The sequence below is a fragment of the Tenacibaculum aquaeponti genome, assembly GCF_057221555.1.
Genome location: NZ_CM170147.1, coordinates 2,464,990 through 2,490,062, shown reverse-complemented (window position 1 = coordinate 2,490,062; position 25,073 = coordinate 2,464,990). Strand labels below are relative to the sequence as shown.

23 protein-coding genes are annotated in these 25,073 nt (G+C 29.2%); 12 read left to right on the top strand and 11 right to left on the bottom strand.

Features of this window, described 5'->3' with window-relative positions; all coding sequences use genetic code 11:
- The first annotated feature begins 41 nt into the window (after positions 1-41).
- The 5 genes from AC2TEO_RS11205 to AC2TEO_RS11185 all read left to right on the top strand — a co-directional run bounded on the left by AC2TEO_RS11205 (position 42) and on the right by AC2TEO_RS11185 (position 6,334).
- Positions 42-839, top strand: coding sequence for an XRE family transcriptional regulator (locus tag AC2TEO_RS11205; RefSeq protein ID WP_442264909.1), 798 nt, complete (start codon positions 42-44; stop codon positions 837-839).
- 201 nt (positions 840-1,040) lie between these two features.
- Complete coding sequence (locus tag AC2TEO_RS11200) at positions 1,041-1,703, top strand: succinate dehydrogenase cytochrome b subunit (protein WP_442264908.1); 663 nt, start codon at positions 1,041-1,043, stop codon at positions 1,701-1,703.
- A gap of 12 nt (positions 1,704-1,715) precedes the next feature.
- Positions 1,716-3,731 (top strand): fumarate reductase/succinate dehydrogenase flavoprotein subunit, encoded by a 2,016-nt coding sequence (locus AC2TEO_RS11195; protein ID WP_442264907.1) that lies wholly within the window; start codon positions 1,716-1,718, stop codon positions 3,729-3,731.
- Between the two features lie 10 nt (positions 3,732-3,741).
- Positions 3,742-4,488 carry a succinate dehydrogenase/fumarate reductase iron-sulfur subunit gene (locus AC2TEO_RS11190; RefSeq protein ID WP_442264906.1) on the top strand — a complete coding sequence of 249 codons (747 nt, stop codon included), beginning with the start codon at positions 3,742-3,744 and terminating at the stop codon, positions 4,486-4,488.
- Between the two features lie 76 nt (positions 4,489-4,564).
- Positions 4,565-6,334 (top strand): MutS-related protein, encoded by a 1,770-nt coding sequence (locus tag AC2TEO_RS11185; protein WP_442264905.1) that lies wholly within the window; start codon positions 4,565-4,567, stop codon positions 6,332-6,334.
- A 26-nt stretch (positions 6,335-6,360) separates the two neighbouring features.
- Here AC2TEO_RS11185 and AC2TEO_RS11180 read toward each other — a convergent pair whose 3' ends face one another.
- Both AC2TEO_RS11180 and AC2TEO_RS11175 read right to left on the bottom strand, forming a co-directional pair.
- Entirely contained in the window at positions 6,361-6,741 is a 381-nt protein-coding gene (locus tag AC2TEO_RS11180) for a DUF1573 domain-containing protein (RefSeq protein ID WP_442264904.1), read from the bottom strand.
- 6 nt (positions 6,742-6,747) lie between these two features.
- Positions 6,748-7,638 (bottom strand): thioredoxin family protein, encoded by an 891-nt coding sequence (locus AC2TEO_RS11175; RefSeq protein WP_442264903.1) that lies wholly within the window; start codon positions 7,636-7,638, stop codon positions 6,748-6,750.
- A gap of 475 nt (positions 7,639-8,113) precedes the next feature.
- Between AC2TEO_RS11175 and AC2TEO_RS11170 the strand changes: the two genes are divergently transcribed.
- The 3 genes from AC2TEO_RS11170 (at position 8,114) to AC2TEO_RS11160 (ending at position 10,156) form a co-directional block, all read left to right on the top strand.
- Positions 8,114-8,794, top strand: a complete 681-nt coding sequence (locus AC2TEO_RS11170) for a sensor histidine kinase (protein ID WP_442264902.1) — start codon at positions 8,114-8,116, stop codon at positions 8,792-8,794.
- On the top strand, positions 8,791-9,477 hold the full coding sequence (locus tag AC2TEO_RS11165) for a LytR/AlgR family response regulator transcription factor (protein ID WP_442264901.1): 687 nt from the start codon (positions 8,791-8,793) through the stop codon (positions 9,475-9,477). Before AC2TEO_RS11170 ends, AC2TEO_RS11165 begins: the two co-directional genes overlap by 4 nt.
- Positions 9,478-9,823: 346 nt before the next feature.
- Positions 9,824-10,156: a hypothetical protein gene (locus tag AC2TEO_RS11160; protein WP_442264900.1), complete on the top strand. Its 333-nt coding sequence runs from the start codon at positions 9,824-9,826 to the stop codon at positions 10,154-10,156.
- Positions 10,157-10,957: 801 nt separating this feature from the next.
- On the opposite strand, the gene AC2TEO_RS11155 is transcribed toward AC2TEO_RS11160, so the two are convergent.
- From AC2TEO_RS11155 to AC2TEO_RS11135, 5 genes are all read right to left on the bottom strand, one after another.
- The gene (locus AC2TEO_RS11155) at positions 10,958-11,635 is read right to left on the bottom strand and encodes a response regulator (protein WP_442264899.1); all 678 of its coding nucleotides are present in this window, start codon (positions 11,633-11,635) and stop codon (positions 10,958-10,960) included.
- Positions 11,628-13,484, bottom strand: coding sequence for an ATP-binding protein (locus AC2TEO_RS11150; RefSeq protein ID WP_442264898.1), 1,857 nt, complete (start codon positions 13,482-13,484; stop codon positions 11,628-11,630). Before AC2TEO_RS11150 ends, AC2TEO_RS11155 begins: the two co-directional genes overlap by 8 nt.
- An 880-nt stretch (positions 13,485-14,364) precedes the next feature.
- Positions 14,365-14,766, bottom strand: a complete 402-nt coding sequence (locus tag AC2TEO_RS11145) for a hypothetical protein (protein ID WP_442264897.1) — start codon at positions 14,764-14,766, stop codon at positions 14,365-14,367.
- Positions 14,767-14,936: 170 nt separating this feature from the next.
- Complete coding sequence (locus tag AC2TEO_RS11140; protein ID WP_442264896.1) at positions 14,937-15,476, bottom strand: RNA methyltransferase; 540 nt, start codon at positions 15,474-15,476, stop codon at positions 14,937-14,939.
- 21 nt (positions 15,477-15,497) lie between these two features.
- Entirely contained in the window at positions 15,498-17,771 is a 2,274-nt protein-coding gene (locus tag AC2TEO_RS11135) for a CocE/NonD family hydrolase (RefSeq protein ID WP_442264895.1), read from the bottom strand.
- A gap of 98 nt (positions 17,772-17,869) precedes the next feature.
- Between AC2TEO_RS11135 and mutS the strand changes: the two genes are divergently transcribed.
- Together mutS and AC2TEO_RS11125 are read left to right on the top strand one after the other, a co-directional pair.
- The gene (mutS, locus tag AC2TEO_RS11130) at positions 17,870-20,479 is read left to right on the top strand and encodes a DNA mismatch repair protein MutS (protein WP_442264894.1); all 2,610 of its coding nucleotides are present in this window, start codon (positions 17,870-17,872) and stop codon (positions 20,477-20,479) included.
- A gap of 90 nt (positions 20,480-20,569) precedes the next feature.
- Positions 20,570-20,971 (top strand): hypothetical protein, encoded by a 402-nt coding sequence (locus AC2TEO_RS11125; protein WP_442264893.1) that lies wholly within the window; start codon positions 20,570-20,572, stop codon positions 20,969-20,971.
- 211 nt (positions 20,972-21,182) lie between these two features.
- On the opposite strand, the gene folE is transcribed toward AC2TEO_RS11125, so the two are convergent.
- Positions 21,183-21,842 carry a GTP cyclohydrolase I FolE gene (gene folE / locus AC2TEO_RS11120; protein WP_442264892.1) on the bottom strand — a complete coding sequence of 220 codons (660 nt, stop codon included), beginning with the start codon at positions 21,840-21,842 and terminating at the stop codon, positions 21,183-21,185.
- Positions 21,843-21,854: 12 nt separating this feature from the next.
- On the bottom strand, positions 21,855-22,256 hold the full coding sequence (locus AC2TEO_RS11115) for a MerC domain-containing protein (protein WP_442264891.1): 402 nt from the start codon (positions 22,254-22,256) through the stop codon (positions 21,855-21,857).
- An 82-nt stretch (positions 22,257-22,338) separates the two neighbouring features.
- Between AC2TEO_RS11115 and AC2TEO_RS11110 the strand changes: the two genes are divergently transcribed.
- On the top strand, positions 22,339-22,722 hold the full coding sequence (locus AC2TEO_RS11110; RefSeq protein ID WP_442264890.1) for a Fur family transcriptional regulator: 384 nt from the start codon (positions 22,339-22,341) through the stop codon (positions 22,720-22,722).
- A 77-nt stretch (positions 22,723-22,799) separates the two neighbouring features.
- On the opposite strand, the gene AC2TEO_RS11105 is transcribed toward AC2TEO_RS11110, so the two are convergent.
- Complete coding sequence (locus AC2TEO_RS11105; protein WP_442264889.1) at positions 22,800-23,195, bottom strand: hypothetical protein; 396 nt, start codon at positions 23,193-23,195, stop codon at positions 22,800-22,802.
- A gap of 61 nt (positions 23,196-23,256) precedes the next feature.
- On the opposite strand from AC2TEO_RS11105, the gene AC2TEO_RS11100 reads away from it, so the two are divergent.
- On the top strand, positions 23,257-24,594 hold the full coding sequence (locus AC2TEO_RS11100) for an MATE family efflux transporter (protein ID WP_442264888.1): 1,338 nt from the start codon (positions 23,257-23,259) through the stop codon (positions 24,592-24,594).
- Here the strand turns inward: AC2TEO_RS11100 and AC2TEO_RS11095 are convergent.
- Positions 24,589-25,038 (bottom strand): GNAT family N-acetyltransferase, encoded by a 450-nt coding sequence (locus tag AC2TEO_RS11095; RefSeq protein WP_442264887.1) that lies wholly within the window; start codon positions 25,036-25,038, stop codon positions 24,589-24,591. The genes AC2TEO_RS11100 and AC2TEO_RS11095 overlap by 6 nt on opposite strands.
- Positions 25,039-25,073 lie beyond the last annotated feature (35 nt).

The window sequence follows — 25,073 nt, the reverse complement described above, 5'->3', positions numbered from 1 at the left end:
ACAAATGTTTTTGTTTTTAATCATATGTTATAAAATAAAAAATGGACATTTCAAAAAAAATAGCAGAGATAAGGGATTTTCACAAATTAAATAATTTGTCGTTTTCTAAGAGAATTGGTGTAACAGGAACAACTGTTGATAGTATTGTAAATGGTCGCCCACAACCAGATGGTAGTCGTAAAAAAACCAAACCTGGTTACGATGTATTAACATCTATTATCAATGAATTTAATATTAACCCTGATTATTTGTTTGGTAAAAGCGATATTATGTTATATGACGATGTTCCAAATAATAATTATAGCGGAACTCCAAAAGTTGTAGCCACTAATTCTTCTGGAGATGAAAATATTATTTTTGTTCCCACACAAGCGCGTGCTGGATACTTAAATGGTTATGGTGATTCTGAATATATTCAAAACCTACCTTCTTTTAATATGCCACACCTACGCCATGGTTCTTTCCGTTGCTTTGAAGTTCAAGGAAACTCAATGGTTCATACTTTTTTTGATGGCGACTTAGTTTTTGGTCAATATGTTGAAGATTTACAAGACATTAAAGACGGTAGAGTGTATGTTATTGTTAGTAAAAACGATGGAATTGTTTTAAAACGAGTAATAAATAGAATTAAAGAGAGAGGGAAACTCATTTTAAAAAGTGACAATAAAAAAGGAAACTATCCAACTTACACCATAAACGCTGGCGAGGTTATGGAAGTTTGGTATGTTACTATGTATGCATCAAAACAAATGCCTGAGCCAGTAGATGTTTATGATCGTCTTCATGACCTAGAAACTCAAATTGTATTATTACAAGAAGAAATGAACAAAAAAAAATAAAAAGGAGCATTTTCTTTATTTTTTTCAATTATCTACTTTGTAGTTTGAGTGCAAAAAACCAAAAACTGTAATTTCATTAAATTCACACACCTTCTATTTAAACCCATTCTAAATATAAAACAAAAGAATATTTAATCCTTGTACAAATACTACTTAGGTCTTAACTTTGCTAGTAATTATTTCATTCAACAATTAAAAATAATGAGCGGATTATTAAAATCTTCTATAGGAAGAAAGTTTGCCATGGCACTTTCGGCACTCTTTCTAATGGTTTTTTTACTACAACACTTTGTGATCAACATTTTATCGGTTTTTAGCCCTAATGCTTTTAATGAAGCTTCATATTTTATGGGTAATTTCTGGGCTGTGCAATATTTATTGCAACCTGTTTTAATGTTTGGTGTTATTTTCCATTTTGTAATGGGATTTGTGCTAGAAATTAAAAACAAAAGTGCTCGTACAGTAAAATATGCTAAAAACAATGGTGCTGCAAACTCTACTTGGATGAGTAGAAACATGATTTGGAGTGGTTTAGCAATATTAGGTTTTGTAATATTCCATTTAAATGATTTTTGGGTTCCTGAAATGGTTGAAAAATATATAGATGGAAAAAGCCAAGTTGGTAAAGATTTTTATACTCATGTAGTTCACATGTTTGAAAATCCTATCAGAGTAGGTGTATATGTGCTTTCTTTTGTGTTTTTAGCATTACACTTATTACATGGTTTTAACTCTGCTTTTCAATCAGTAGGAGCAAATAATAAATATACTAAAGGATTGAAGACGTTTAGTAAAGTTTATGCAATTGGTATACCATTAGGGTTTATCATCATTGCTTTAGTTCACCATTTCAATCACCACTAATACAATTTAAGTATGGCAACTTTAGATTCTAAAACACCAAAAGGTCCTATTGCTGATAAATGGACTAATCATAAAAATAAAATCAACTTAGTTAACCCAGCGAACAAACGTTTAATAGACGTGATTGTGGTTGGAACAGGTTTAGCAGGAGGTTCTGCTGCTGCAACTTTAGCTGAGTTAGGATATAACGTAAAAGCATTTTGTTTTCAAGATTCTCCACGTCGTGCACACTCTATTGCTGCACAAGGAGGAATTAACGCAGCAAAAAACTATCAAGGAGATGGTGATTCTACCTACAGATTATTTTACGATACTGTAAAAGGTGGAGACTACCGTTCTCGTGAAGCAAACGTTTATCGTTTAGCTGAGGTATCTGCAAATATTATCGACCAATGTGTGGCTCAAGGTGTACCTTTTGCTCGTGATTATGGTGGATTATTAGATAACCGTTCTTTTGGAGGTGTACTTGTATCAAGAACTTTCTACGCAAAAGGACAAACAGGACAACAATTATTATTAGGAGCATATTCTGCTATGAACCGTCAAATCGGTCGTGGGAAAATCAAAATGTACAACCGTCACGAAATGTTAGACGTTGTAATTGTTGATGGAAAAGCTCGTGGTATTATTGCTCGTAACTTAGTTACTGGAGAAATTGAGCGTCATTCTGCTCACGCTGTTGTATTGGGAACTGGAGGTTACGGTAACGTATTCTTCTTATCTACGAATGCAATGGGAAGTAACGTAACAGCTGCTTGGAAAGCTCATAAAAAAGGAGCTTACTTTGCAAATCCTTGTTACACACAAATTCACCCAACTTGTATTCCTGTATCAGGAGATCATCAATCTAAATTAACGTTAATGTCAGAGTCATTGCGTAATGATGGTCGTATTTGGGTTCCAAAGAAAATGGAAGATGTAAAAGCAATTCGTGAAGGAAGTTTAAAACCTACACAAATCGCTGAAGAAAATAGAGATTATTACTTAGAGCGTCGTTACCCTGCATTTGGTAACTTAGTTCCGCGTGATGTTGCATCTCGTGCTGCTAAAGAGCGTTGTGATGCTGGTTTTGGAGTTAACGCAACTGGTGAAGCTGTTTATTTAGATTTCGCTTCAGCAATTGAACGTTACGGAAAAGAGCAAGCGACAATTAAAGGTTTAAATGTAAACGATGCTGCTTTAGTTAAAAAATTAGGACAGGAAGTTGTAAAGAATAAGTACGGAAACTTATTCCAAATGTATGAGAAAATCGTTGATGAGAATCCATATGAAACTCCAATGATGATTTACCCTGCGGTTCACTATACAATGGGTGGAATTTGGGTTGATTATAACTTAATGACAACTGTTCCTGGATTATATGCTATTGGAGAGGCTAACTTCTCTGATCACGGAGCCAACCGTTTAGGAGCTTCTGCATTAATGCAAGGTTTAGCTGATGGTTATTTCGTATTACCATACACAATTGGTGATTATTTAGCTGATGATATTCGTACAGGACCAATTTCTACGGAAACTCCTGAATTCGATGAGGCAGAAAAGAGTGTTCGTGCTACAATTGACAAATTTGTTAACAATAACGGAACAAAATCTGTTGATTATTTCCACAAACGTTTAGGAAAAATAATGTGGAACAAAGTGGGAATGTCTCGTAACGAACAAGGTTTAAAAGAAGCTATCGAAGAAATTTCTGCTTTAAGAGCTGAATTTTACAGTGATGTTAGAGTTCCTGGTGGAGCAAATGAATTTAATGAAGAATTAGCAAAAGCTGGAAGAGTAGCTGACTTCTTAGAATTAGGAGAGTTATTTGCTAAAGATGCTTTAAACAGAACAGAATCTTGTGGAGGTCACTTCCGTGAAGAATCTGTTGAATTAGACGGCCCTCAAAAAGGTGAAGCTTTACGAAATGATAAAGAATTTGCTTATGTAGCTGCCTGGGAATACAAAGGTGAACCTAAAGATGCTGTTTTACACAAAGAAGAGTTAGAGTTTAACGATATTGAATTAAAACAACGTTCATACAAATAAGGAAAGAATTATGAAGTTAACGTTAAAAATTTGGCGTCAGAAAGGCGCTAGCGATAAAGGAAAAATGGTTGATTATAGTATCAGCGATGTGTCGCCAGATATGTCTTTCCTTGAAATGTTAGATGTTTTAAACACACAATTAATCGAAACTGGTGATGAGCCTGTAGCTTTTGATCATGATTGTCGTGAAGGAATTTGTGGAATGTGTTCTTTATATATTAATGGTGAAGCTCACGGACCAGATAGAGGTGTAACAACTTGTCAATTACACATGCGAAAATTCAAAGATGGTGATACAATTTATATCGAACCATTTAGAGCTAAAGCATTCCCAGTAATTAAAGATTTAGTTGTTGACAGATCTGCTTTTGATAGAGTTCAACATGCTGGTGGGTTTATTTCTGTAAATACTTCTGGTAATACTCAAGATGCAAATGCTATTCCTGTAAATAAGGAAAATGCAGATAAAGCTTTCGATGCAGCTACTTGTATTGGTTGTGGAGCTTGTGTTGCTACTTGTAAGAACTCATCTGCAATGTTATATGTTTCTGCTAAAGTTTCTCAGTTCGCCTTATTACCGCAAGGACAAGTAGAAGCTACAGATCGTGTATTAAACATGGTGAAACAAATGGATGAAGAAGGATTTGGTAACTGTACTAACACAGGAGCTTGTGAAGTAGAATGCCCGAAAGGAATTTCTTTAGAAAACATTGCTCGTATGAACACTGAATTCTTAAAAGCAAGTTTAAAAGGATAAAATAATATTATCTATATAAAAAACCCAAGACTATAGTCTTGGGTTTTTTGTTTCTTTATTATTATAATAATTGTGTATGGATACTCCTAAAAATTTCTATCAAAAACAAGTAGAAAAACACCAACAACTTATTAGTATATTGAACAAATCTGCAACTAATTTAAGTATGTTAAGATTATTAGTGTTTTTAATAACTTGTTTTGGTATATATACTTCTTTTAATAAGTGGAGAACTATTATTCTAATAACTATTATTGGAATAATAGTATTTATTTTTTTATTGTTAAAACACATTAAACTTAAGAGAAAAAAAGATTTAACAAATGCTTTATTAAACATTAATAAAGAAGAATTAGATATCTTATCTAGGGCATTTCATGATAAAAAAACTGGTATAGAGTTTCAAGATCCAAAACACTATTATAGTTTAGATATAGATTTATTTGGCGTAGGTTCATTCTTTCAATTTATAAATAGAACAAATATTAAAGAAAGTACGCTAAAACTAGCTGACATTTTAAAAGCAAATAATATAACTCATATAGATACACGTCAGCAGGCTATAAAAGAACTAGCATCTAAACCAAAATGGCGTCAAAACTATCAAGCTATTTCGAGTTTAATTAAAGTAGAAACTTCTGCAAAAAATATTATTCAATGGCTTAAGAGCTATACCTCTTTTATTCCTTCTCAAATGGAATGGATTTCTATAGTCTTTTCAACACTATCTGTAAGCTTGTTTATTGCAGTGTATTTAAACTATATAAGTTCTACATTAGTACTCATCTGGATGTCTTTGGGATTGGGAATTACTGGTCGTTATTTAAAGAAAATAAATACTGTATCTCAAAATTCAGATCAGATAAAAGACACATTTCGTCAATATTCGTTTTTACTGAATAAAATAGAAAACGAATCATTTACAAGTACTTTGTTAAAAGAAAAACAATTAAACATTCAATCTGAAACAAAAAAAGCTTCACTAATTTTTTCAGCTTTTACTAGTGCTTTAGATGCACTTGATAATAGAAATAACATTCTTGTTGCTATTTTAGGGAACGGATTCTTTTTACTTGATATAAAAAACACTTTACGAATTGAAAAGTGGATTGCGAATTATAAAAACACGGTAGAAAACTGGTTCGAAGCTGTTACTTTTTTCGATGCTTATAATAGCTTAGGAAACTTTGCTTTCAATCATCCAGAATATACTTATCCGGTATTAAGTAATAATGCGACTATACTAAACACGAAAAATTTAGGACATCCTTTATTAAAAAAAGAAAAAAGAATAGATAATGATATTTTAATCAACAGAGAGCAATTTTTTATTATTACTGGTGCAAATATGGCTGGAAAAAGTACTTTTTTACGCACCGTATCTTTAAATATTGTTATGGCAAATATTGGTTTACCTGTTTGTGCTTCTTCTTGTAAATATTCTCCTATAAAATTAATTACAAGTATGCGTACAAGTGATTCTTTAACTGATGATAGTTCTTATTTTTTCTCAGAATTAACTCGATTGAAATTTATTGTAGATCAAATCGAAACTACTTCTTATTTTATCATTTTAGATGAAATTTTAAAAGGAACAAATAGTACAGATAAAGCTATCGGCTCTAAAAAGTTTGTTGAAAAATTAGTTGGTTCTAAAGCTACCGGAATTATTGCAACCCACGATTTAAGTTTATGTGAAATACAAAACGAACTAAAAGAAGTAAAGAACTATTATTTTGATGCAGAAATCGTTAATAATGAACTTTTCTTCGACTACACTTTTAAAAAAGGAATCTGTGAAAATATGAATGCTAGTTTTTTACTAAAAAAGATGGAAATTATTTAAATCTCCATCTTTAAATAAAAGTGATATTATTGTATAGCTTTTTCTGATGTAGCTATAAACCCTTTTATTTTTAGCATTTTTCTTTCTTCCTTTGCGTTAGAAAAAACTGTTATTGCTTTAGAGAAATTTCCAGGTCTTTTCGTATCGTATGAGATTGCTATTTTCCCTTTCTCTCCTGGCATAATTGGTTTTTCTGGCTTCTGTGGAACTGTACATCCACAAGTAGATTTAATATGTTTTATAATTAATGGAGCGTCACCTATATTGGTGAACTCAAAAACTCGTAGTCCATCAGAACCCTGAGCTACTTTTCCATAATTAATTAATTCTTTCTCAAACTTAAATTCTTGACTGTGTAATAGCATTCCGAATAAAAACACGAATACTAATGTGATTTTTGTTTTCATAATTTATTATTTTAAAATGTGATGTTCTATTTCTTTTATTAACTCTTTTGCTTTTTCATTTTTAGAATATAAACTCAGAGATCTGTAAAGTGATTCTAAGGCTTTTTTGTAGTTCTTTTCCTGATGATAAAACTTTCCTAAACTATAATGAGTGATATAATGATTTGGATAAACTTTTGCATTTAATTCAAAAGCATATCTTGCTTTTTCTAATTCATTTGCTCTAAGTTTTACAAAACCATAAGTATTCAATTCTTTAACACCCTCAGCTATTTCAGGTAAATAACTAATGAGTTGCTTCTCCTGAGTTTTTAAACTGTCTTTTTGAGTATTTAATAAAGTGTTTATCAATTCAACAGCACTGTATTTCGATGTATACTTTTTTCCTTGAACTATTTTTAATAAATCACGTTCATAGGTTTCTTTTGGATGCTCTACAATTCTATTAATTTCTTTCCCGTTTTTATAAAAAATAAAAGTAGGTACACGATGAATATTTAACCCTTTCTCTTCTCTGTTTGGTGATTGTTTATATGCTTCATCTTTTCTATCTAAAGCTATAAACTCTATGTTTTCTTTAGGAAAATTCGACTCATCTAAAATCTTTAAAAAAATAGGTACATTTCGTTTACTATCTCCGCACCAAGAACCAAAAAATACTTTTATTTTATAAGGTTTAAGTTCTTTTTTAAGCAGTTTAGTAATTTTATCATTAAATAAATACGCCCTATAATTTTTAGAAAACCAATTAAAATCTTCGTGATTAAAAGAAGCTCTATTTACTTTTCCTAATAACATAGATTTTCCTTTTTCGTTTGTAACTAGCCCTTTTGTTTTTTGAGCAAAGCCAATATTAAAGAAAAAGAAACTTATTAAAATAAATATTTGTTTATTCATAATTAACATATTGTTTTTCACAAACATACATGCTTTTTAAAGTGATAAAAAATGAAATAAACGTTCTACATTAAAACAAGTACAAACTGGTGTTTTTAAATTAATTTTGTGTTTCGTACCTTCATTTATGCATTTTATACTCTTGTAATAGAAATTATACTATTAATATGTATTTTCATATATTATTATGGAAGTTATTAAAAAGCATATCACCGAAACAATTGTTCATTTATTATTTTGGACGCTATTTTGTTTTATTTCTCTATTTGTTTTTTCACAATATTATTGGTCTGAAAATCCGTTTTTACAATATGTATTTATATTGCTAATCTTAGTTTATAGCAATAATTTCTTCCTCCTCCCTTTTTTTGTAAAAAGAAAATGGTATTTATTATACGCAGTACTTTTTGTTTTGATATCTTTTTTTGCAACTCAATTTTACTGTAACGTATTTACTTCTTGTGGTTGCACAATAATGAAATGTTTAAGTGATTATTTATGGCAAACCATTGTTCCTCTTATCTTTTTCTCATTTATTTGGCTTTTGTTTAAGTATTTAAACACAGAAGAAGAAATTCGTAAAGCTCAAGAAGAAAAAACTATTATGGAATTAAAGTTTTTGAAATCTCAGATTAATCCACATGTGTTATTTAATAACTTAAACACAGTATATTCTTACGCCATAGAAAAACCTGAAGAAACTCCTGATTTAATTTTAAAATTATCCGAAAACCTTAAACACGTTTTATATGAAAGTAATGCTGATTTTATTCCTTTAGAAAAAGAATTAAATTATATCGATAATTACATTGCCTTTCAAAAGATTAGAACAGAAGGAATAAAAAAAATACACTATAAAAAATCTATAAATTCATTACAACATAATATTGCTCCGTTATTATTAATCACTTTGATAGAAAATGCTTTTAAACATAGTACTACTAATAGCGACATTCATATAACCATTAATGTAAATAATGGAGTTTTAATTTGTACTTGTGAAAATGAATATATAGTTTCTGAAGATAAGTTGAATCAACGTATTGGTATAAAGAACATGGAGAAACGTTTAAAATTACTTTATGAAAACCATTATAGTTTGAAAATAAATAAATCAAAAACTTATCTTGTTTCTTTAAAATTAGATTTGGTATGATTACATGTATTATTATTGAAGATGAATTGCCTGCTCAAAAAATTTTAAAGAGTTTTTTAAATAAGACATTAAACATAGAGTTATTAGCTAGTTTTCAAACAGCAAAAGAAGCTCATAATTTTTTACTCACTAGTACAGTCGACTTTGTTTTCTTAGACATAAACTTGCCTGACATTATGGGGATTGACTTTATGAAAACATTGATTAATCCTCCTTATGTTATAATAACCACAGCTTACCCTGATTATGCTTTAGATAGTTTTGACCTAGAAACTATTGTTGATTACTTAGTAAAACCTTTCTCATTCGATCGTTTTTTAAAATCCATTCGTAAAATAGAACAACGAATGAAGCAAATTGAAACTGAACCTAACGATAGTATATTTTTAAATATTGATAAAACCTTACACAAAGTTTTACTTCGTGATATTCTCTATATTGAATCTGATAGAAACTATTTAACCTTTGTAACTCGCGAAAAAAAATACGTTTTTATCGATTCTTTAAAGAATTGGCCAACTAAACTTCCTGATCACTTTATTCAAGTTCATAAGTCATATATTATTAATGTAAATCATATCAATAAAATATCTGGAAATGAAATTGGAATAAACAAAATTAGTATCCCGATAGGAAGAACTTTTAAATCAAATTTCATGATGAAATTTAATACTGAAATTTGACACAAATTTTAAACTTCACGCACAAATCTGACGTCCGTTTTTTAACCGAAAATCACCTTAAATTAACAGTGTTTTTTAAATTTTTCGTTTTTTAAAATTAAATATTCAATATTTAAACAGCCTTTTCAAATGTTATAAGTAAATAATATTCAACAAAAACAACTTTTAATTGAATATTATTCAATGTTTTTTAAATGTTAATTTTCAGAGAACTTTAACAAAAAACACCCTAAAATAGACGTTTTATTAACATTTTTGATAGTCAAAAATAAAGAAGGCTGAACTACTTTTGGAGTATCAAAATTTAATAAAAAAAATTATTTAAAACCCGAAAAAAACCAGAACAATGAAAAAGCTAGTAACATTAATCGTAGTAACATTAATTAACTTTTCTGCATTTGCTAATACAGACAAACCTGTAAAAACTGTAAAAGCAGAATTAAGAACTGAAATTATTAAACTTCTAGGAAAAGCTGATTTCGATTACAAAAGAGATATCAATACTTCTATTGAGTTTACTATTAACAACAAAGGTGAAGTTATCGTTTTAACCGTTAATTCTGATAACACTAATGTTGATGCTTACGTGAAAAATAAATTAAACTATAAAGTAATTACAACTGAAGCTAATGTTATCGGTAAAACTTATAAAATGCCTTTAACAATTTTAAAGAAATAATTAGAAAACACGAATACCCCGAAATAAAAAGAGACTAGTTTGATAATGAAACTAGTCTCTTTTTTTATATAGAATAAGTAGTAAGTTCTGTTTAAAAAAGAGGTTGACTTTTAGTGACCAACCTCTCATATAATCCCCTAAAATGTTTTCATCCTCTTTATCACATCGATGATGATCACACTACAAAGATATGATAAGGTCACAATTTATAAATGGGGATTTCCGCAATCTAAAATGTGGATTTATGCAACACTGTTTTTTAACCAAAAAAAACCTTTTAAGTAAACTTAAAAGGTAATTTATTTTTCTTTCTAATCTTTTCCTTGAATTCTTCCCTAAATGGTGAATTTTCTATTGAATTCTATCCAAAAGTACTTAAGTATCTATTCTTAAAAAAAGGGATATATGTAGTTAAAAATGTGGTTTTCCGCAGTGCTATTTTTCGAACAAAAAAAAAGAGGTTGACTTGTGATCAACCTCTCATATAATCCCCTAAATGTTTTCACCCTCTTTGTTACATCGATGATGATCACACTACAAAGATATAGCAAGGTCACAATTTTTTAAAGGGGATTTCCGCAATCTAAAATGTGGATTTATGTACACTTATATTTACCTAGTTTTAAACACAAAAAACCCTTTAAGCTTTTGCTTAAAGGGCCTATTCTTCTTTTCTAATCTTTTCCAGGAATTCTTCCCAAAATTTGTGAATTATTTGATTAATTCGATTCAAAAGTAATTAAGAGATAAAGATCCTGAAAAGGGATATATGTAGCCAAAAATGTGGATTTCCGCAGTGGGTTAATCTAAAATACCTAACTCCTTAGCTTTCAAAACTAAATCGGTATTATTATTGGCTTGTAAATCTGTTCTTAATTTGGCTAATTTATTTTCAATAGAACGAATCTTTAAAAAACTACCATCATCTTTAGTGATAATTCCTTCTAGATTACTAATTTTTGGATGATTCGGAAGTTCTTTTAAAATTTGAACTGCAACATCATCCATTTGAATTTCTATTAGTGCTCTTTTTAAAAGTTTCTGATGAATTTCATGTGTATAATACACCTCATCGGCTAACATTTTCTGAATAGCAAAATTTAATTCGTTCGTATTACACTTTCCTTTTAATAAGTATGCAGATGGTTTTAAATTCTGAATAACATTAAAAATTCTATTCGTTTCAGAATGTCCTGTAATTACACCAACTTTAATTGGAATTTCTTCTCTATTAATAGTTTTTATTAAACTCTCACCTCCATCTATTTTACACGTTTCATCTGTATTATCGAAACTTAAATCTGTAAATAATATTTGAAAAGGTTCATCTACTAAGGCTACTTTAATCTTAGCATAGGCATCGTCGCACGAATTTGTAGTTTCTATTTCTAAATTATCAATCCCTTTAAGATATGAAAGTATTCCTTCTATAATTAGCTGATGATCATCAGCAATTAATATTTTAATTGTTTCAGGCATTTAGCGGAACTTGAATTTCTATACTGGTTCCTTTGTGAACTTCACTAGAAATTGTAAGCTTACCTTGTAATTCTTCTACACGTTCTTGCATGTTTTGTAATCCAATTCCTTTTTTAGAAGTTGTTGTATCGAAACCAATACCATTGTCTTGTATTGCCAAAAATACTGATTTTTTATGGACTTTAAAACTGATATCCATTCTCGAGGCTTGTGCGTATTTTTCACAATTCTGAATACTCTCTCGAATACTTAAATACAACACTCTTTTAATAGAATTATCTATCTCTTCCCAATTAATCTTTTTTAAGTTGTGTGCTCTAATAATAAAGTTCGGAGCAAAATAATCACTTATCAAATTAATAATCTGATCGGTAAAGTTTACTTTCTCAAAACTTACACTGCTTAATTGGTGCGATAAATTACGCACATTATCTTTTACTAACTCTAGTTTTTCTGCTTCTGCTAATAAACTTGTTTGTGCTAATTTTAAATGTAACAAACGTAAATCTCCAGCCACTTCATCGTGTAAAGATTTTGCAATTTGTCGTCGTTCTTTTTCTCGAGCTTCTATTTTTTGTAGTTGTGCTTGAAACAATAACTTTTTTCTACGGAAAGAAAAGAAAGAAACACTAGACGCTAAAATTAAAATACTAAGTGTAGCCACCAGCCAACCTATAATTTTTTGTTGTCGTTGTTTCTCTACCTCAATAATACGTTGCTCGTTTTCTGCTTTTAAAAATGTATTCTCTTTCTCTTTTTTATCAGTCTCATAACGAATTTTTGCAAACTGATTTTTTAGTTTACGTTCTTCATTAAACAAACTATCATTTAATGTAATATACTCTTCTAGATATTTTTTAGACTCATCACCAGTACTTAACTCAGAAAGTGTTTTTAAGGCTTCTAACCAACGTTCATTATTATGTGTTTGTGTAGCAAATTTTAAACCTTCTTTGGCATGAAATTTTGCTTTACTGTAATTCTTAATATCTTTATAATATTCTGCTAAGTTCAAATGAGTTGTACTTACACCATGTAAGTTTTTCTCTATAACCTTAATTTTAAGTACTTCTAAATATTTTTCTAATGTAAACTTATTTTTACCCAATTCTGATTGACTGTAAGTCAAATTTTCTAATAACAAACTATAATGAGCTGGGAATTTTTCCTTGATACTATCAAAACTTAAACCTTTTTCAAAATATTTAGTTGCTTTTTTATGAGCCTTAGTTTCTTGATATAATAAACCTAAATTATTTAGTATATGTAAATACGATCTATCTTTTCTTCTTTTGTTAGATGATATTAAAGAATTAACATCTAAAGCTTTACTGTAATATTCAACCGCTTTTTTTTCTTGACCTAATTCAAGTGAAACTAAACCTAAATTATTATAAATATTAACAATATATTTATATGAATTCAAAGGTTCTAAATATTGTAACGCTTCTACAGAAGTTATTTCACTACCTAAATAATCACGTGCTTCTCTTTGTAAATTTGCAATACTTAATAGACGCCTGCCAACTTCTATTGAATCTTTTAAATATTTCGATACGTTTTTAGATTGATTATAATAATAATAAGTACTATCATTTATATATTCCAACTCATATCTCATCGCTTTGTATTGAAAGAATTTAGCTAATAATAAAGAATCATTAGTCTTTTCATATAAATTATTAATTAATTTATATGAATTTATTACACCAGAAATATCTTTGTTGTAATACGAAAATCTTCCTTCATTTATAATACTTTTTTTTAAGCTGTCTTGGTTGACTATTTTCCTATTCGTATTTTGACTATATACACTAGAGATTATAAAAAAAAGAAATAAAAACCTCATAAAACAAATAATATCATATTCTAAATATAAACAAAAACCCTCAACTAAAAGGAAGAGTTGAGAGTTTTAAATGTTTTTGATTTGGTAATAACTTATTTATTTCCTCCATCATTTCCTCCATCACCACCACCACCATCTCCAGAAACTCCATCATCTCCTCCTGGAAATTTAATATCTATTGCTTGTAAATTGTGAGTAAAAGTTTTCATACACTGTATTTTTTAAAAATTATTAATAATGTTTGTTAGCGTTTTAAATTTAGCTTTTTTCTTGTAGATACGCAAAAGTCGCAATTTTTTATACACTAACAATCGACCTTGCTTATATATAACAATAATTATGCCTTTTTTAACGTTTATTTATCATTTTTAAACTCTTGTAAAGTTTAAAATCATAATTATTTGACAAAAAAACACTTACAAAAGTTAATTTTTATAAATATAAAAAATGATAAAACTGTCATTTTTTTCTGTCATTATCAAATGACATATAAAGTCAAACTTTATATACACTTATCAGTTTCTTAGCTTCGACTGTGCTCAGCTACCGAATTATTCAAACTATAATTTTGTGAGATTCTGAAAATTGTATCGAGAAAGGCGATTTTGAGCACGAAAACATAGTTCTCGATATAAAATTCTTTCAGAATTTCACTCGAACTGACATTAAACTATTTAAACAACTTCAATTCTGTGTGATTCAAATCGTCATACTGAACTTGTTTCAGTATCTCATTATCGTTCCTTGAGGCTCTCGAAGGGAAAAACAAAAAAATTAAAATCATAAAAAAAACCGTTACAAAAAAGTAACGGTTATAAACAACTAATATTTAGCGTGACTTCTGCTCTGCTCGGTCACCAAATTTCATTAATAGAAAAAATTATTCTATAGTTTTATTAATATTGAAATTAAAATTATTGTTTCTTTGACTTGTTACACTATACTCGTTTAAGCTTCCTTTTTTCTTTGCTTTTACTTTTACCGTAACGTTTCCAGAAGAACTTACTGTACCACTTGCTTTAAAAACTAAGTCATACTTAGCAGCATCAACAACAAACGATTTATTCCAATTTCCTGTTATGGTTTCTGTTTGTATTTTACCAGTTGCATCACTATATTCTACTTTTGGGTTGTTACTTAACGTACCCGATACTTCTACAGTATAATTAACAGATATTTTTGGGTCTTTCTGTCCTTCTAACATCTCTACTTCTTTATTTTTTGAACAAGAAATGAATGTTGATATTGAAACTAAAGCGATTAAAAGTGTTTTGATTTTCATTTATTAAATTTTTTATTCTGTGTGTTCTTAAACAGATTAACGCTATTGAACCCTACCTTTTTTTTAAAAAAAACAACACTATTTAATTAACTTATTTAGCCATAAAGTTTTAGAAGAAAAAAAAACTTGAAACTAACTAAACCAAACATTAAGAATATGATTAATAAACTTTAAAATTCTTGCTTTTTTATTTTACTAAACAAATCCCACAAAACTACACCACAACTTACCGATATATTTAATGAGTGTTTGGTTCCTAACTGCGGAATTTCTATACATTTATCTGAAGCAGAAACTACTTCTTGTTGTACTCCTTTTACTTCATTTCCGAAAACAACCGCATATTTCTGATTGATTTCTGGTGTAAATTCATTCAACATTGTACTGTTTTCTGCCTGTTCAATTGACAATACTTTTATATTTTCAGATTTTAGTTTTTCTACTAATGTTAATGTATCTTCAACATACTCCCAAACTACAGATTCTGTAGAACCTAAAGCTGTTTTATGAATTTCTTTACTTGGTGGTGTTGCAGTAATTCCACATAAATATATTTTTTCAATAAGAAAAGCATCTGAGGTTCTAAATACAGATCCAATATTATTAAAGCTTCTAATATTATCTAACACAACAATAATTGGAGTTTTAGTAGCTGTTTTAAACTCTTCTACAGAAATTCTTCCTAACTCGCTATTTCTTAATTTTCTCAAAAGTTGGTTTTTATTTATTATTTATTTTGAATCGCTACCTATAGTTATGTAACTTTTATTTAAAATTTGTAAAAGTACTGGTTCTCCAGCATCTTTAATAGTTTCTTCACTAACTGGTTTACCTGTTCCATAATTAATTTCCCAACTTTTAGATTTATTAACTCCTATAACTACAAAAAGTTTACTTCCTTTCTTTATTTTTTTTGAAGTCATAAATGTTCTTTTCACAGGAAAAGCATAAGGTTTATATGGTTCTAATAGTTGTCTTTTTTCGTTGTTTCTTGCATAACTTACTCTAAAAACATGTGTATCTGACAATAAAAAATAAGAACCGTCTGGCTGAATTTCATAAAAAGTCATAGCAAGGTCTACGTCTTTTTTATTTGATATTATTGTCATTTCTCCATTAAAAAGTCCTGTAAGAGTTACCTCTTTTTCAAAAGGTTCTGAAATAAAACTTAGCGCATTTTCAGGAGTAACTTCAGAATTCACAATATTATAAGAAAATACACCATGTTTATCTGTTTTTTCTCTAGTGCTTAAATCTACTTCATAAGATATATGTCCGTTGTGCTTTGGCTTGTTGGTCGTCATTTTATAAGCATCTCCATTGGTAACGTTTGTTAAATATAACTTTAATGGATTCGCATTAATTTCATCAAAAGATTTTGCATGTCTCCATTCATTTGCTCCCATTACTTGATAATTAATTTTATCTTTAAGTAATGCTGGTTTTTCTTTTCCTTTTAAAATAAAATCAAACCATTGGTAAGCCAATTCATGAATACTAATTAATGCTGTTTCATCTAATGTATATTTCATTAATTTTTTAGTAGGATAATGTTGTCCTCCACCATGAGAATAAGGTCCAATAACTAAATAATGATTTGCATTGGTGTTATATTTATAATGCTTATTAAAATAATCTAATGCTCCTACTTGATCTGCATCGTAATATCCTGTTGTTGTTAATACTGGAATATTAATATTTTTAAATTCGTTTTTATATGGAATCATGTTTTGCCAATACGAATCATAACTTGGGTGACTTAACCATCTTTGAAAAATAGGATTCTTTTTACCATTTAATAAACTATCTAATGTATTAAATGCTAAACCTTTTTCATAATAAGTACTATTTACTTTATCCCATTTTTTATAATCTCTAAATAAAGCATCGTTAGTAAACTTATTACTATCAACGTATTTAATCCATTGCAACATATAACTCATAAAAACATTATTATGCATTGGGTAATCTACACCAATACCAACAGCAACCTGTGGTATAATAGTTTTTAATGCTGGGTGTGTTTTTTTTGTAGCAGACCACTGGCTAAAACCTAAATAACTTCCTCCCATCATTCCAATAGATCCATTACACCATTTTTGCTTACTAATCCAATCTATTATATGATATGCATCTGCTCCATCGAACTCAAAAGGATTAATTTCATTCTTACTCAATCGCTTTCCTCTAGTATTTACTACTACTCCAACATAACCATTAACAGCAGCTCTTTTTGCAACCTCGTAATCGTAAGAACCTGCATAAATATTATATATAAAAATAGCAGGGAGTTTTTGTTTTGTGTCTTTTTTGGTTATGATTAAAGCAGTTACTTCACCTCCATTTTTGGTTTTAATAACTACATCTTTTGTGATATTGAAAAATTCCTCATCAGCTTTTTCTAACAACTTATTTGCTTGTCCTCCAATTTCTTTTTGAACTTTATATGTATTGTAAGTGGTACATAATTTTGTTGCCTCTTCTATAGATAAACTATCTTTATCTTCATACTCTTTTAAAAGTTTTACAACATCTTCTTTAAATTCTGATAACGATTTCTCGTCATTTATACTTCTAGTTACTTCTGGTTTTAATACATCTTTTAAATCTTTGTAAGATTCTAAAAAAACATCAGTATATGCTTTATTAAAATTAATATTGCCTTTACTCGACAACTCTTTAGCTTTAGCATAAGTATTATATAAGAAAAAAGCTCCTTCTTTTAATCTATTTATTGAGTGAGCTTCTATATAATTATCAATCGTTTCTTGTGCTTTATCAAATTTATTATCTAAAAACTGTACATGAAAAAGTGAAAAATAATATGAAGTTGTAGAGTCAGGCTTGTTTTTACTCAGCACAAATTGAGAAACTTTTTTCATTTCTTTATCAAGCAAACCTAAATCTGTTGAGATCTTTTTAGGAAAGTATACTTTTTGAGATAATACTGTAGAAGCATACAAAACAGTAATAAAAAGTAATAAAAGTTTTTTTCTAGTAATCATAAAATGTTTTTAATAGGTGTTTGAATAAGTTCTTCTTATGATCGCAAACAAATTGAACAATTTTCTATCTTCGCAAAACTAACTTAAAATAGATAAACTTGGCAAAAACAAAGGCAAAAAAGGTAACGCCATTAATGCAACAGTACAACGGAATTAAAGCTAAATATCCGGATGCCATGTTATTATTTCGCGTAGGTGATTTCTACGAAACCTTTGGTGAAGATGCTATTAAAGCTTCGGAAGTTTTAGGTATTGTATTAACCAAACGTGGAAATGGAAGTGAAAGTGAAACGGCCTTGGCTGGTTTTCCACATCATTCATTAAATACCTATTTACCTAAGTTAGTAAAATCTGGACTTCGTGTTGCGATTTGCGATCAGCTAGAAGATCCGAAAATGACCAAAAAGATTGTAAAACGTGGTGTAACAGAATTGGTAACTCCTGGGGTTTCTTTAAATGATGAGGTATTACAATCGAAAACCAATAATTTCTTAGCTGCAATTCACTTCGGAAAAAAACGATTAGGAGTTTCTTTTTTAGATGTTTCCACAGGTGAATTTTTAGTAGCTCATGGAGATGAAGCTTACATCGATAAATTATTACAAAACTTTTCTCCAAGTGAAATCTTGGTGCAAAAACAAAATAAACAACGTTTTTTAGAAGCGTTTACTAACGATTTTCACACCTTTTATTTAGAAGATTGGGTTTTTCAAAAAGATTATGGTTACGATACATTAATCAATCATTTTAAAGTTCAAAATTTAAAAGGTTTTGGTGTTGAAGAAATTACGGATGGTATAATTGCTGCTGGTGCAGTAATGTATTATTTATCGGAAACACAACTGAATAAAATAGAACATATTCAATCTATAGGACGAATTGCTGAAGATTTATATGTTTGGATGGATCGTTTTACGGTTAAAAATTTAGAATTATACGGCGGTAATTCTGTAAACTCGGTTTGTTTATTAGACATTATCGACAAAACTATTTCTCCTATGGGAGGTCGTTTATTAAAACGTTGGTTGGCTTTACCGTTGAAAGATTTAAAACCGATTCAGCAACGACAAGAACAGGTTCAGTTTTTAATTGATAACGAATCATTTTTTGATACAGTTACCTACCAATTAAAACAGATTTCCGATTTAGAACGTTTAATTTCTAAAGTTGCTACAGGTAAAGTTTCTCCAAGAGAAGTTGTTTTATTAAAGAACTCATTAAAAGCGATTCATCCGATAAAATCTGCTGCTGAGAGCACTAAAAATGCTACAGTAAAAATGATTGGTTCTTTACTGAAAGATTGCAACGATTTAATTGAAAAAATAAGCACAACTTTATTTGAAGATGCTCCAGTAAACATTAATAAAGGAAATGCAATTTCTAATGGAGTTTCTGAAGAATTAGATGAATTAAGAAGTATTGCAAATTCTGGAAAAGAGTATTTAGACAATATGTTGGCTCGTGAAACTGAACGCACAGGAATTCCGAGTTTAAAAATAGCTTTCAACAATGTTTTCGGATATTATATTGAAGTTCGAAATACACATAAAGATAAAGTTCCTGAAGATTGGATTCGTAAACAAACTTTAGTAAATGCCGAACGTTATATTACTGAAGAACTTAAAGAATACGAAGCTAAGATTTTAGGTGCAGAAGATAAAATTCAGTCGTTAGAAGCTGATTTATTTATTGAATTGATTCAATACATCGTAAAAGATGTTCAAGATGTACAAAGCAACGCGCAATTAATTGCACAACTCGACTGTTTACTGTCTTTTGCAAATTTGGCAAAAGAAAACGATTATGTCCGTCCTATTGTTGATAACTCTACAATACTAGAAATAAAAAATGGTCGTCATCCTGTAATTGAAAAACAATTACCAATTGGTGAAGAATATGTGGCTAACGATGTGGTTTTAAATCGTGAAAACCAACAAATCATAATGATTACTGGTCCGAATATGTCGGGTAAATCTGCGATTTTACGTCAAACTGCATTAATCGTTTTATTAGCACAAATGGGAAGTTATGTTCCTGCAACTGAAGCAAAAATTGGAATTGTAGATAAAATATTTACTCGTGTTGGTGCTAGCGATAACATTTCTATGGGAGAATCTACATTTATGGTAGAAATGAATGAAACCGCTTCGATCTTAAATAACATCTCAGAACGTAGTTTAGTTTTATTAGATGAAATTGGAAGAGGTACTTCTACTTACGATGGAATTTCTATTGCTTGGGCAATTACCGAATATTTACATGAACATCCTTCAAAAGCGAAAACGTTGTTTGCTACGCATTATCATGAATTAAATGAAATGACAACCACGTTTAAGCGAATTAAAAACTTTAATGTTTCAGTTAAAGAATTAGAAGACAGCATTATATTTCTGCGTAAACTCGTTGCTGGTGGAAGTAATCATAGTTTCGGAATTCACGTTGCAAAATTAGCTGGAATGCCAAATGTGGTGATTAGAAAAGCGAATAAGATTTTAAAACAGTTAGAAGAAAGTCATACTAACAAAAATGTGGAAGACACGTTAAAAGATGTTCAAAACAACGACATGCAAATGAGTTTCTTCCAATTAGATGATCCTTTGTTAGAAGATTTAAGAGAAGAAATTTTAGCTACAGATATAGATACGTTAACACCTATTGAAGCTTTAATGAAATTGAACGAAATTAAGCGAATGTTGGTAAAAAAATAGGTTCAATATTCAATTATCTTTGATCAATTATCAATCACTAATAAACTCTATATTAACGTCATGCTGAATTTATTTCAGCATCTCATTATCATGTCAATCAAAAAACTAAACATATACCAAATATTAGATCATCTTGAAAAAAGAAAAGCCTTGTATTTAGGTAATCATTATTCTTTTAATTCTCTTGATGCTTTTATTAACGGTTATAGTTGTGCCGCAGATGATAGTGATTGGTATAGCGAGGAGTTTAACAATTTTTCCTTTTTTAATGTTTGGTTACTCGGTCATTTACCAAAACATTTTGGTGAAGCTGGAGGTTGGTATTGGCAAATTCATAATAGAAATTTAAATGATGATAAAAATGCTTTTAAAGAATTTTTCTTCTTCCTAAACCTATTCAAAACTTCTAAAAAGTTCACTAATAAAATAACAGATATCTCTTACTCTATTGAAAACAAAAAACTGCAACTTCTCATAAAACAGATACTATAGAAAAAGTAACTTTTGAAAATTCTACATCAATATGGATTTTTAGTTATTCAAACAACGAGTTAGTAGATGAAAATTGGTTTGTTACAGAAGCTAATTTTTTAAAATGGGTGCAACAGGTTAATAATACTGTCATTACCAAAGAAGGTTTTTGAGGAAAAAGCTTGATTACAAATATTTATGAGAACCTAAAATAAATTCAGGTTGACGTTATTTACTCTGCATTCTTAAAATCACAAATCTTAAAAAATTCATTTCGAATACTTGCTTCGTTATAACAACCTCCGTATTCTACAGTAGTCGTAAAGCTTTCTTTATCTTTAATTCCTCTTGAAGAAACACACAAATGTTTTGCATTTACTATCACAATTACATCTTCAGTTCCTAATGTTTCTTGAAGATCTTTTAAAATTTGAATACATAATCGCTCTTGTACTTGCGGACGATGCGAATAATAGTCTACCAAACGATTTATTTTAGACAAACCTACTACCTTATCTTTAGGAATATATCCTACATGAGCATGACCTATAATTGGTAAAAAATGGTGTTCGCAAGAAGAGTCTATTGTAATATTTTGCTCAACTAACATCTTTTGATATCCGTACTTATTTTCGAAAGTAGAAATCTTTGGTTTGTTCGCTGGATTTAATCCATAAAATAACTCTTTCACATACATTTTTGCAAAACGATATGGAGTACCAGATAAACTATCATCTGTTAAATCTAAACCTAACTCTTCCATAATCTTTTTAAAATGAACCTGAATGTTAGCTATTTTTTCATCATCGGACTTATCAAATGCATTAACAATCATTGGAGTCTCAATACTCGTTAATATATGATTATCTCCTATTAATTCGTGTTTTTCCATAAATATAAGATTTTAACTCACTGAACAGCATTTCTCATTAGAACATCTACAATATTTACTATTATATAGATGCAGTATTACCAAACTCAAAGAAGCTATATAAATGGTTTCTTCAGGTATTTTAATTAGAATGAATTTCTCATTTAAAATGATAAAGCTTAAAACAATCCAAAATGAATAAAATGCATATTTAATCCAATTTTTTGATGTTTGTTTTGCTGATTTATAAATTGCAAAAAAAGAAATCACTAAGAAAATATAATCGATGCTCTTCCACCAAAAAGGAACTTCACTCCCTTCACAACACGATCCATGCGTTTGAATTACAAATAAAAAAGGAGTAAAAACGCAATGAACTAAACATAAACCACTAGATAAAACCCCTATTGTGTCTGATTTTTGAGTTAATAACATCTATTTTTTTAATTTTGTTATTTGAGGTCAAAAATACAGATAATTTATCTATCGCAACAAAGTTGCTTTAATTTTTATTTTTATGGGGATTATTAGAAAAACAAAAGCAGTAAAAACTTTACTAGATTTATTTAGTAATGAATTTTCAGCAATTTCTGCTGTTGATTTAGTAGAGCGACTAAAAAAAGAAATGAATAAAACAACTGTATATCGTGCTTTAGATCGATTAGAAGATGAAGGAATAGTACATTCTTTTATTGGAAAAAACGGACTAAAGTGGTATGCAAAATGTAAAAGTAGTTGTACATCAGATCATCATAACGATGTCCATCCTCATTTTGAATGTACAAATTGTAAAAAAGTAACATGTTTATCTATAGATGTTACCGTTCCGAACATACCAAATTATAATATAAATAAAGCAGCTGTTTTTTTAACAGGAGTTTGTAATAATTGTAATACCTAATTAAAAACTAAATCATCTTTAGTATCTATTTTTCTATCATTTCCTGCTGAAGTTATCGTGTATTTATTATTTACAACTTAATAAGTAAAAGTAGTTCCCCAAGCATCGACAAGTAAATCATTACGAAGCGGATTGTTTCTTTTAATTATATTTAACTTTTCAGGATATTTACCAAAAACTTCTTTTTCCTTTTCTAAGAGCGCTTTTATTTCAACAACTTTATTTTTAGTCACGCTTTCATTCAAACTATTTCCAGAGAAAAAAGATATAATTTTCAGTACAATAATAACTCCCATAAATACACCTAATAAAATACCAACTCTTTCATAAGGTGATCTCATTTTCCTTGGTGGTAAATTATTAGCTTTTTCGTATGCTCTTCTTTTCTCTCTCTTTCTTCTGAAAAGAAATTCTTGTATATCTAAAGCTATAGAACCAAATATCTCTATAATGCTTCCTATAAATTCTAACATAGAAACAATTTATTAAAATTTCATTTTCAAGATTCAATAATAACTATTTTTGTTGACTATTATGCAACATGATATTAGTTTTAAATACATTAATAAATTAGCTATTCCTGCTCTAATTACCGGTGTTGCAGAACCTTTACTATCTACAACAGATTTAGCCATTGTTGGAAACATTAAAGAAAATGCTACCGAAAGTATTGCTGCTATTGGAATTGTTGGTGCTTTTTTATCTATGCTAATTTGGGTATTCGGACAAACACGTAGCGGAATTTCGTCTATTGTTTCTCAATATGTTGGTGCTCAGCGTATCGATGAAATTAAAAACTTACCTGCACAAGCTACAGTAATAATTGTTGGTGTTAGTTTACTAATTTTAGGATTAAGTTACCCATTTGCAAAGGAAATTTTTCAGTTTTATAATGCATCCGGACAAGTTTTAGAGTATTCTGTTGATTATTATAAAATCAGAGCTTTTGGTTTTCCTTTTACTTTATTTACAATAGCTGTTTACGGAACTTTTAGAGGTTTACAAAACACGTTTTATCCTATGGTTATTGCAATTATAGGAACTGTTGTAAACATTGTTTTAGACTTAGCTTTTGTTTACGGAATTGAAGGATATATTCCTGCCATGCATATAGAAGGTGCTGCTTATGCTAGTGTTATTGCACAAATTGTAATGGCTGTAATTGCTTTGGTATTATTATATAAAAAGACTTCAATTTCTTTACGTTTTAAACTACCATTTAATCAAGAAATTCCGAGATTTATTTCTATGGTTCTTAATCTGTTTGTTAGAACTATAGCTTTAAATTTAGCGTTATATTTCGGGACTTCTTATGCTACAGCTTACGGAAACGAATATATAGCTGCCTATACAATTGGACTCAACTTATGGTTGATGGGCGCATTTATAATGGACGGATATTCTTCTGCTGGAAATATTTTATCAGGAAAATTATTAGGTGCAAAAGCTTATAAAACTTTAGTAGAACTAGGAAAACGATTAATTCTATATGGATTTTTACTAGGAATAGCTTTAGCAGTTATTGGTTTCGTTTTATATCAACCTATCGGAAGATTATTTACACAAGAAACCGAAGTTTTAACTAGTTTCTACGAAGTATTTTGGGTGATTCTACTAATGCAACCTTTCTGTTCTTTAGCGTTTATTTATGACGGAATGTTCAAAGGTATGGGAGAAATGAAATATTTACGAAATTTATTATTGTTATCTACAGGGTTAGTATTTATTCCAACGTTACTTTTTTTCGATTATTTAGACTATAAATTATACGCTATTTGGATCGCTTTCTTCGCCTGGATTATTGTTCGTGGATTACCACTAATTCTTAAGTTTAGAAGTAAGTTTTTAAGATTAGCTAAAGACGAATTATAAATCTTTCTCGAAAACAATCTTTTGTTGTCCGCTGGTATTGGTGTACACTTGAACAATATCAAATCCGTTTTTAATATTTAAAATCAGCATTGGTTTAAAACGATTCATCGATTTTGTTCGAAGCTTTTTATATCCTTTCTTTTTTACTAATTCTTCTTGTTTCTTAGCTAGTTCTTGTGCAATTCCTTTTCTTCTGAAATCAGGTAACACTCCCCCAACCCAACTGTAAAAAGTAGTTTCATTATATCGATATCCTATTTTAAATCCAACTGGTGAATTTTCAAAATAAGTCAATACAATTGTTATATCTGTTTTATTTGTAATTCTATCAATAAAAAAATCAGGCTTTGCATCATCGAAAATTGTTTGATATAAGTGCAAAAGTTCCTTTAAAATAATATCTTTAGGAATACCTTCTATAATTACCATTTTTATGCTTTTCATGCTTCTTTTTTTCAGAAAAAATAAAATTAAGACTA

What these genes read in the sequence shown, in the direction of transcription:
- AC2TEO_RS11185 (WP_442264905.1), top strand. Translation starts at nt 4,565, where the DNA reads ATGGATACTCCTAAAAATTTCTATCAAAAACAAGTAGAAAAACACCAA.
- AC2TEO_RS11195 (WP_442264907.1), top strand. Translation starts at nt 1,716, where the DNA reads ATGGCAACTTTAGATTCTAAAACACCAAAAGGTCCTATTGCTGATAAA.
- AC2TEO_RS11095 (WP_442264887.1), bottom strand. Translation starts at nt 25,038, where the DNA reads ATGAAAAGCATAAAAATGGTAATTATAGAAGGTATTCCTAAAGATATT.
- AC2TEO_RS11100 (WP_442264888.1), top strand. Translation starts at nt 23,257, where the DNA reads ATGCAACATGATATTAGTTTTAAATACATTAATAAATTAGCTATTCCT.
- AC2TEO_RS11160 (WP_442264900.1), top strand. Translation starts at nt 9,824, where the DNA reads ATGAAAAAGCTAGTAACATTAATCGTAGTAACATTAATTAACTTTTCT.
- AC2TEO_RS11190 (WP_442264906.1), top strand. Translation starts at nt 3,742, where the DNA reads ATGAAGTTAACGTTAAAAATTTGGCGTCAGAAAGGCGCTAGCGATAAA.
- AC2TEO_RS11145 (WP_442264897.1), bottom strand. Translation starts at nt 14,766, where the DNA reads ATGAAAATCAAAACACTTTTAATCGCTTTAGTTTCAATATCAACATTC.
- AC2TEO_RS11105 (WP_442264889.1), bottom strand. Translation starts at nt 23,195, where the DNA reads ATGTTAGAATTTATAGGAAGCATTATAGAGATATTTGGTTCTATAGCT.
- AC2TEO_RS11175 (WP_442264903.1), bottom strand. Translation starts at nt 7,638, where the DNA reads ATGAATAAACAAATATTTATTTTAATAAGTTTCTTTTTCTTTAATATT.
- AC2TEO_RS11165 (WP_442264901.1), top strand. Translation starts at nt 8,791, where the DNA reads ATGATTACATGTATTATTATTGAAGATGAATTGCCTGCTCAAAAAATT.
- AC2TEO_RS11170 (WP_442264902.1), top strand. Translation starts at nt 8,114, where the DNA reads ATGAAATGTTTAAGTGATTATTTATGGCAAACCATTGTTCCTCTTATC.
- AC2TEO_RS11155 (WP_442264899.1), bottom strand. Translation starts at nt 11,635, where the DNA reads ATGCCTGAAACAATTAAAATATTAATTGCTGATGATCATCAGCTAATT.
- folE (WP_442264892.1), bottom strand. Translation starts at nt 21,842, where the DNA reads ATGGAAAAACACGAATTAATAGGAGATAATCATATATTAACGAGTATT.
- AC2TEO_RS11150 (WP_442264898.1), bottom strand. Translation starts at nt 13,484, where the DNA reads ATGAGGTTTTTATTTCTTTTTTTTATAATCTCTAGTGTATATAGTCAA.
- AC2TEO_RS11200 (WP_442264908.1), top strand. Translation starts at nt 1,041, where the DNA reads ATGAGCGGATTATTAAAATCTTCTATAGGAAGAAAGTTTGCCATGGCA.
- AC2TEO_RS11125 (WP_442264893.1), top strand. Translation starts at nt 20,570, where the DNA reads ATGTCAATCAAAAAACTAAACATATACCAAATATTAGATCATCTTGAA.
- AC2TEO_RS11205 (WP_442264909.1), top strand. Translation starts at nt 42, where the DNA reads ATGGACATTTCAAAAAAAATAGCAGAGATAAGGGATTTTCACAAATTA.
- AC2TEO_RS11115 (WP_442264891.1), bottom strand. Translation starts at nt 22,256, where the DNA reads ATGTTATTAACTCAAAAATCAGACACAATAGGGGTTTTATCTAGTGGT.
- AC2TEO_RS11180 (WP_442264904.1), bottom strand. Translation starts at nt 6,741, where the DNA reads ATGAAAACAAAAATCACATTAGTATTCGTGTTTTTATTCGGAATGCTA.
- AC2TEO_RS11110 (WP_442264890.1), top strand. Translation starts at nt 22,339, where the DNA reads ATGGGGATTATTAGAAAAACAAAAGCAGTAAAAACTTTACTAGATTTA.
- AC2TEO_RS11135 (WP_442264895.1), bottom strand. Translation starts at nt 17,771, where the DNA reads ATGATTACTAGAAAAAAACTTTTATTACTTTTTATTACTGTTTTGTAT.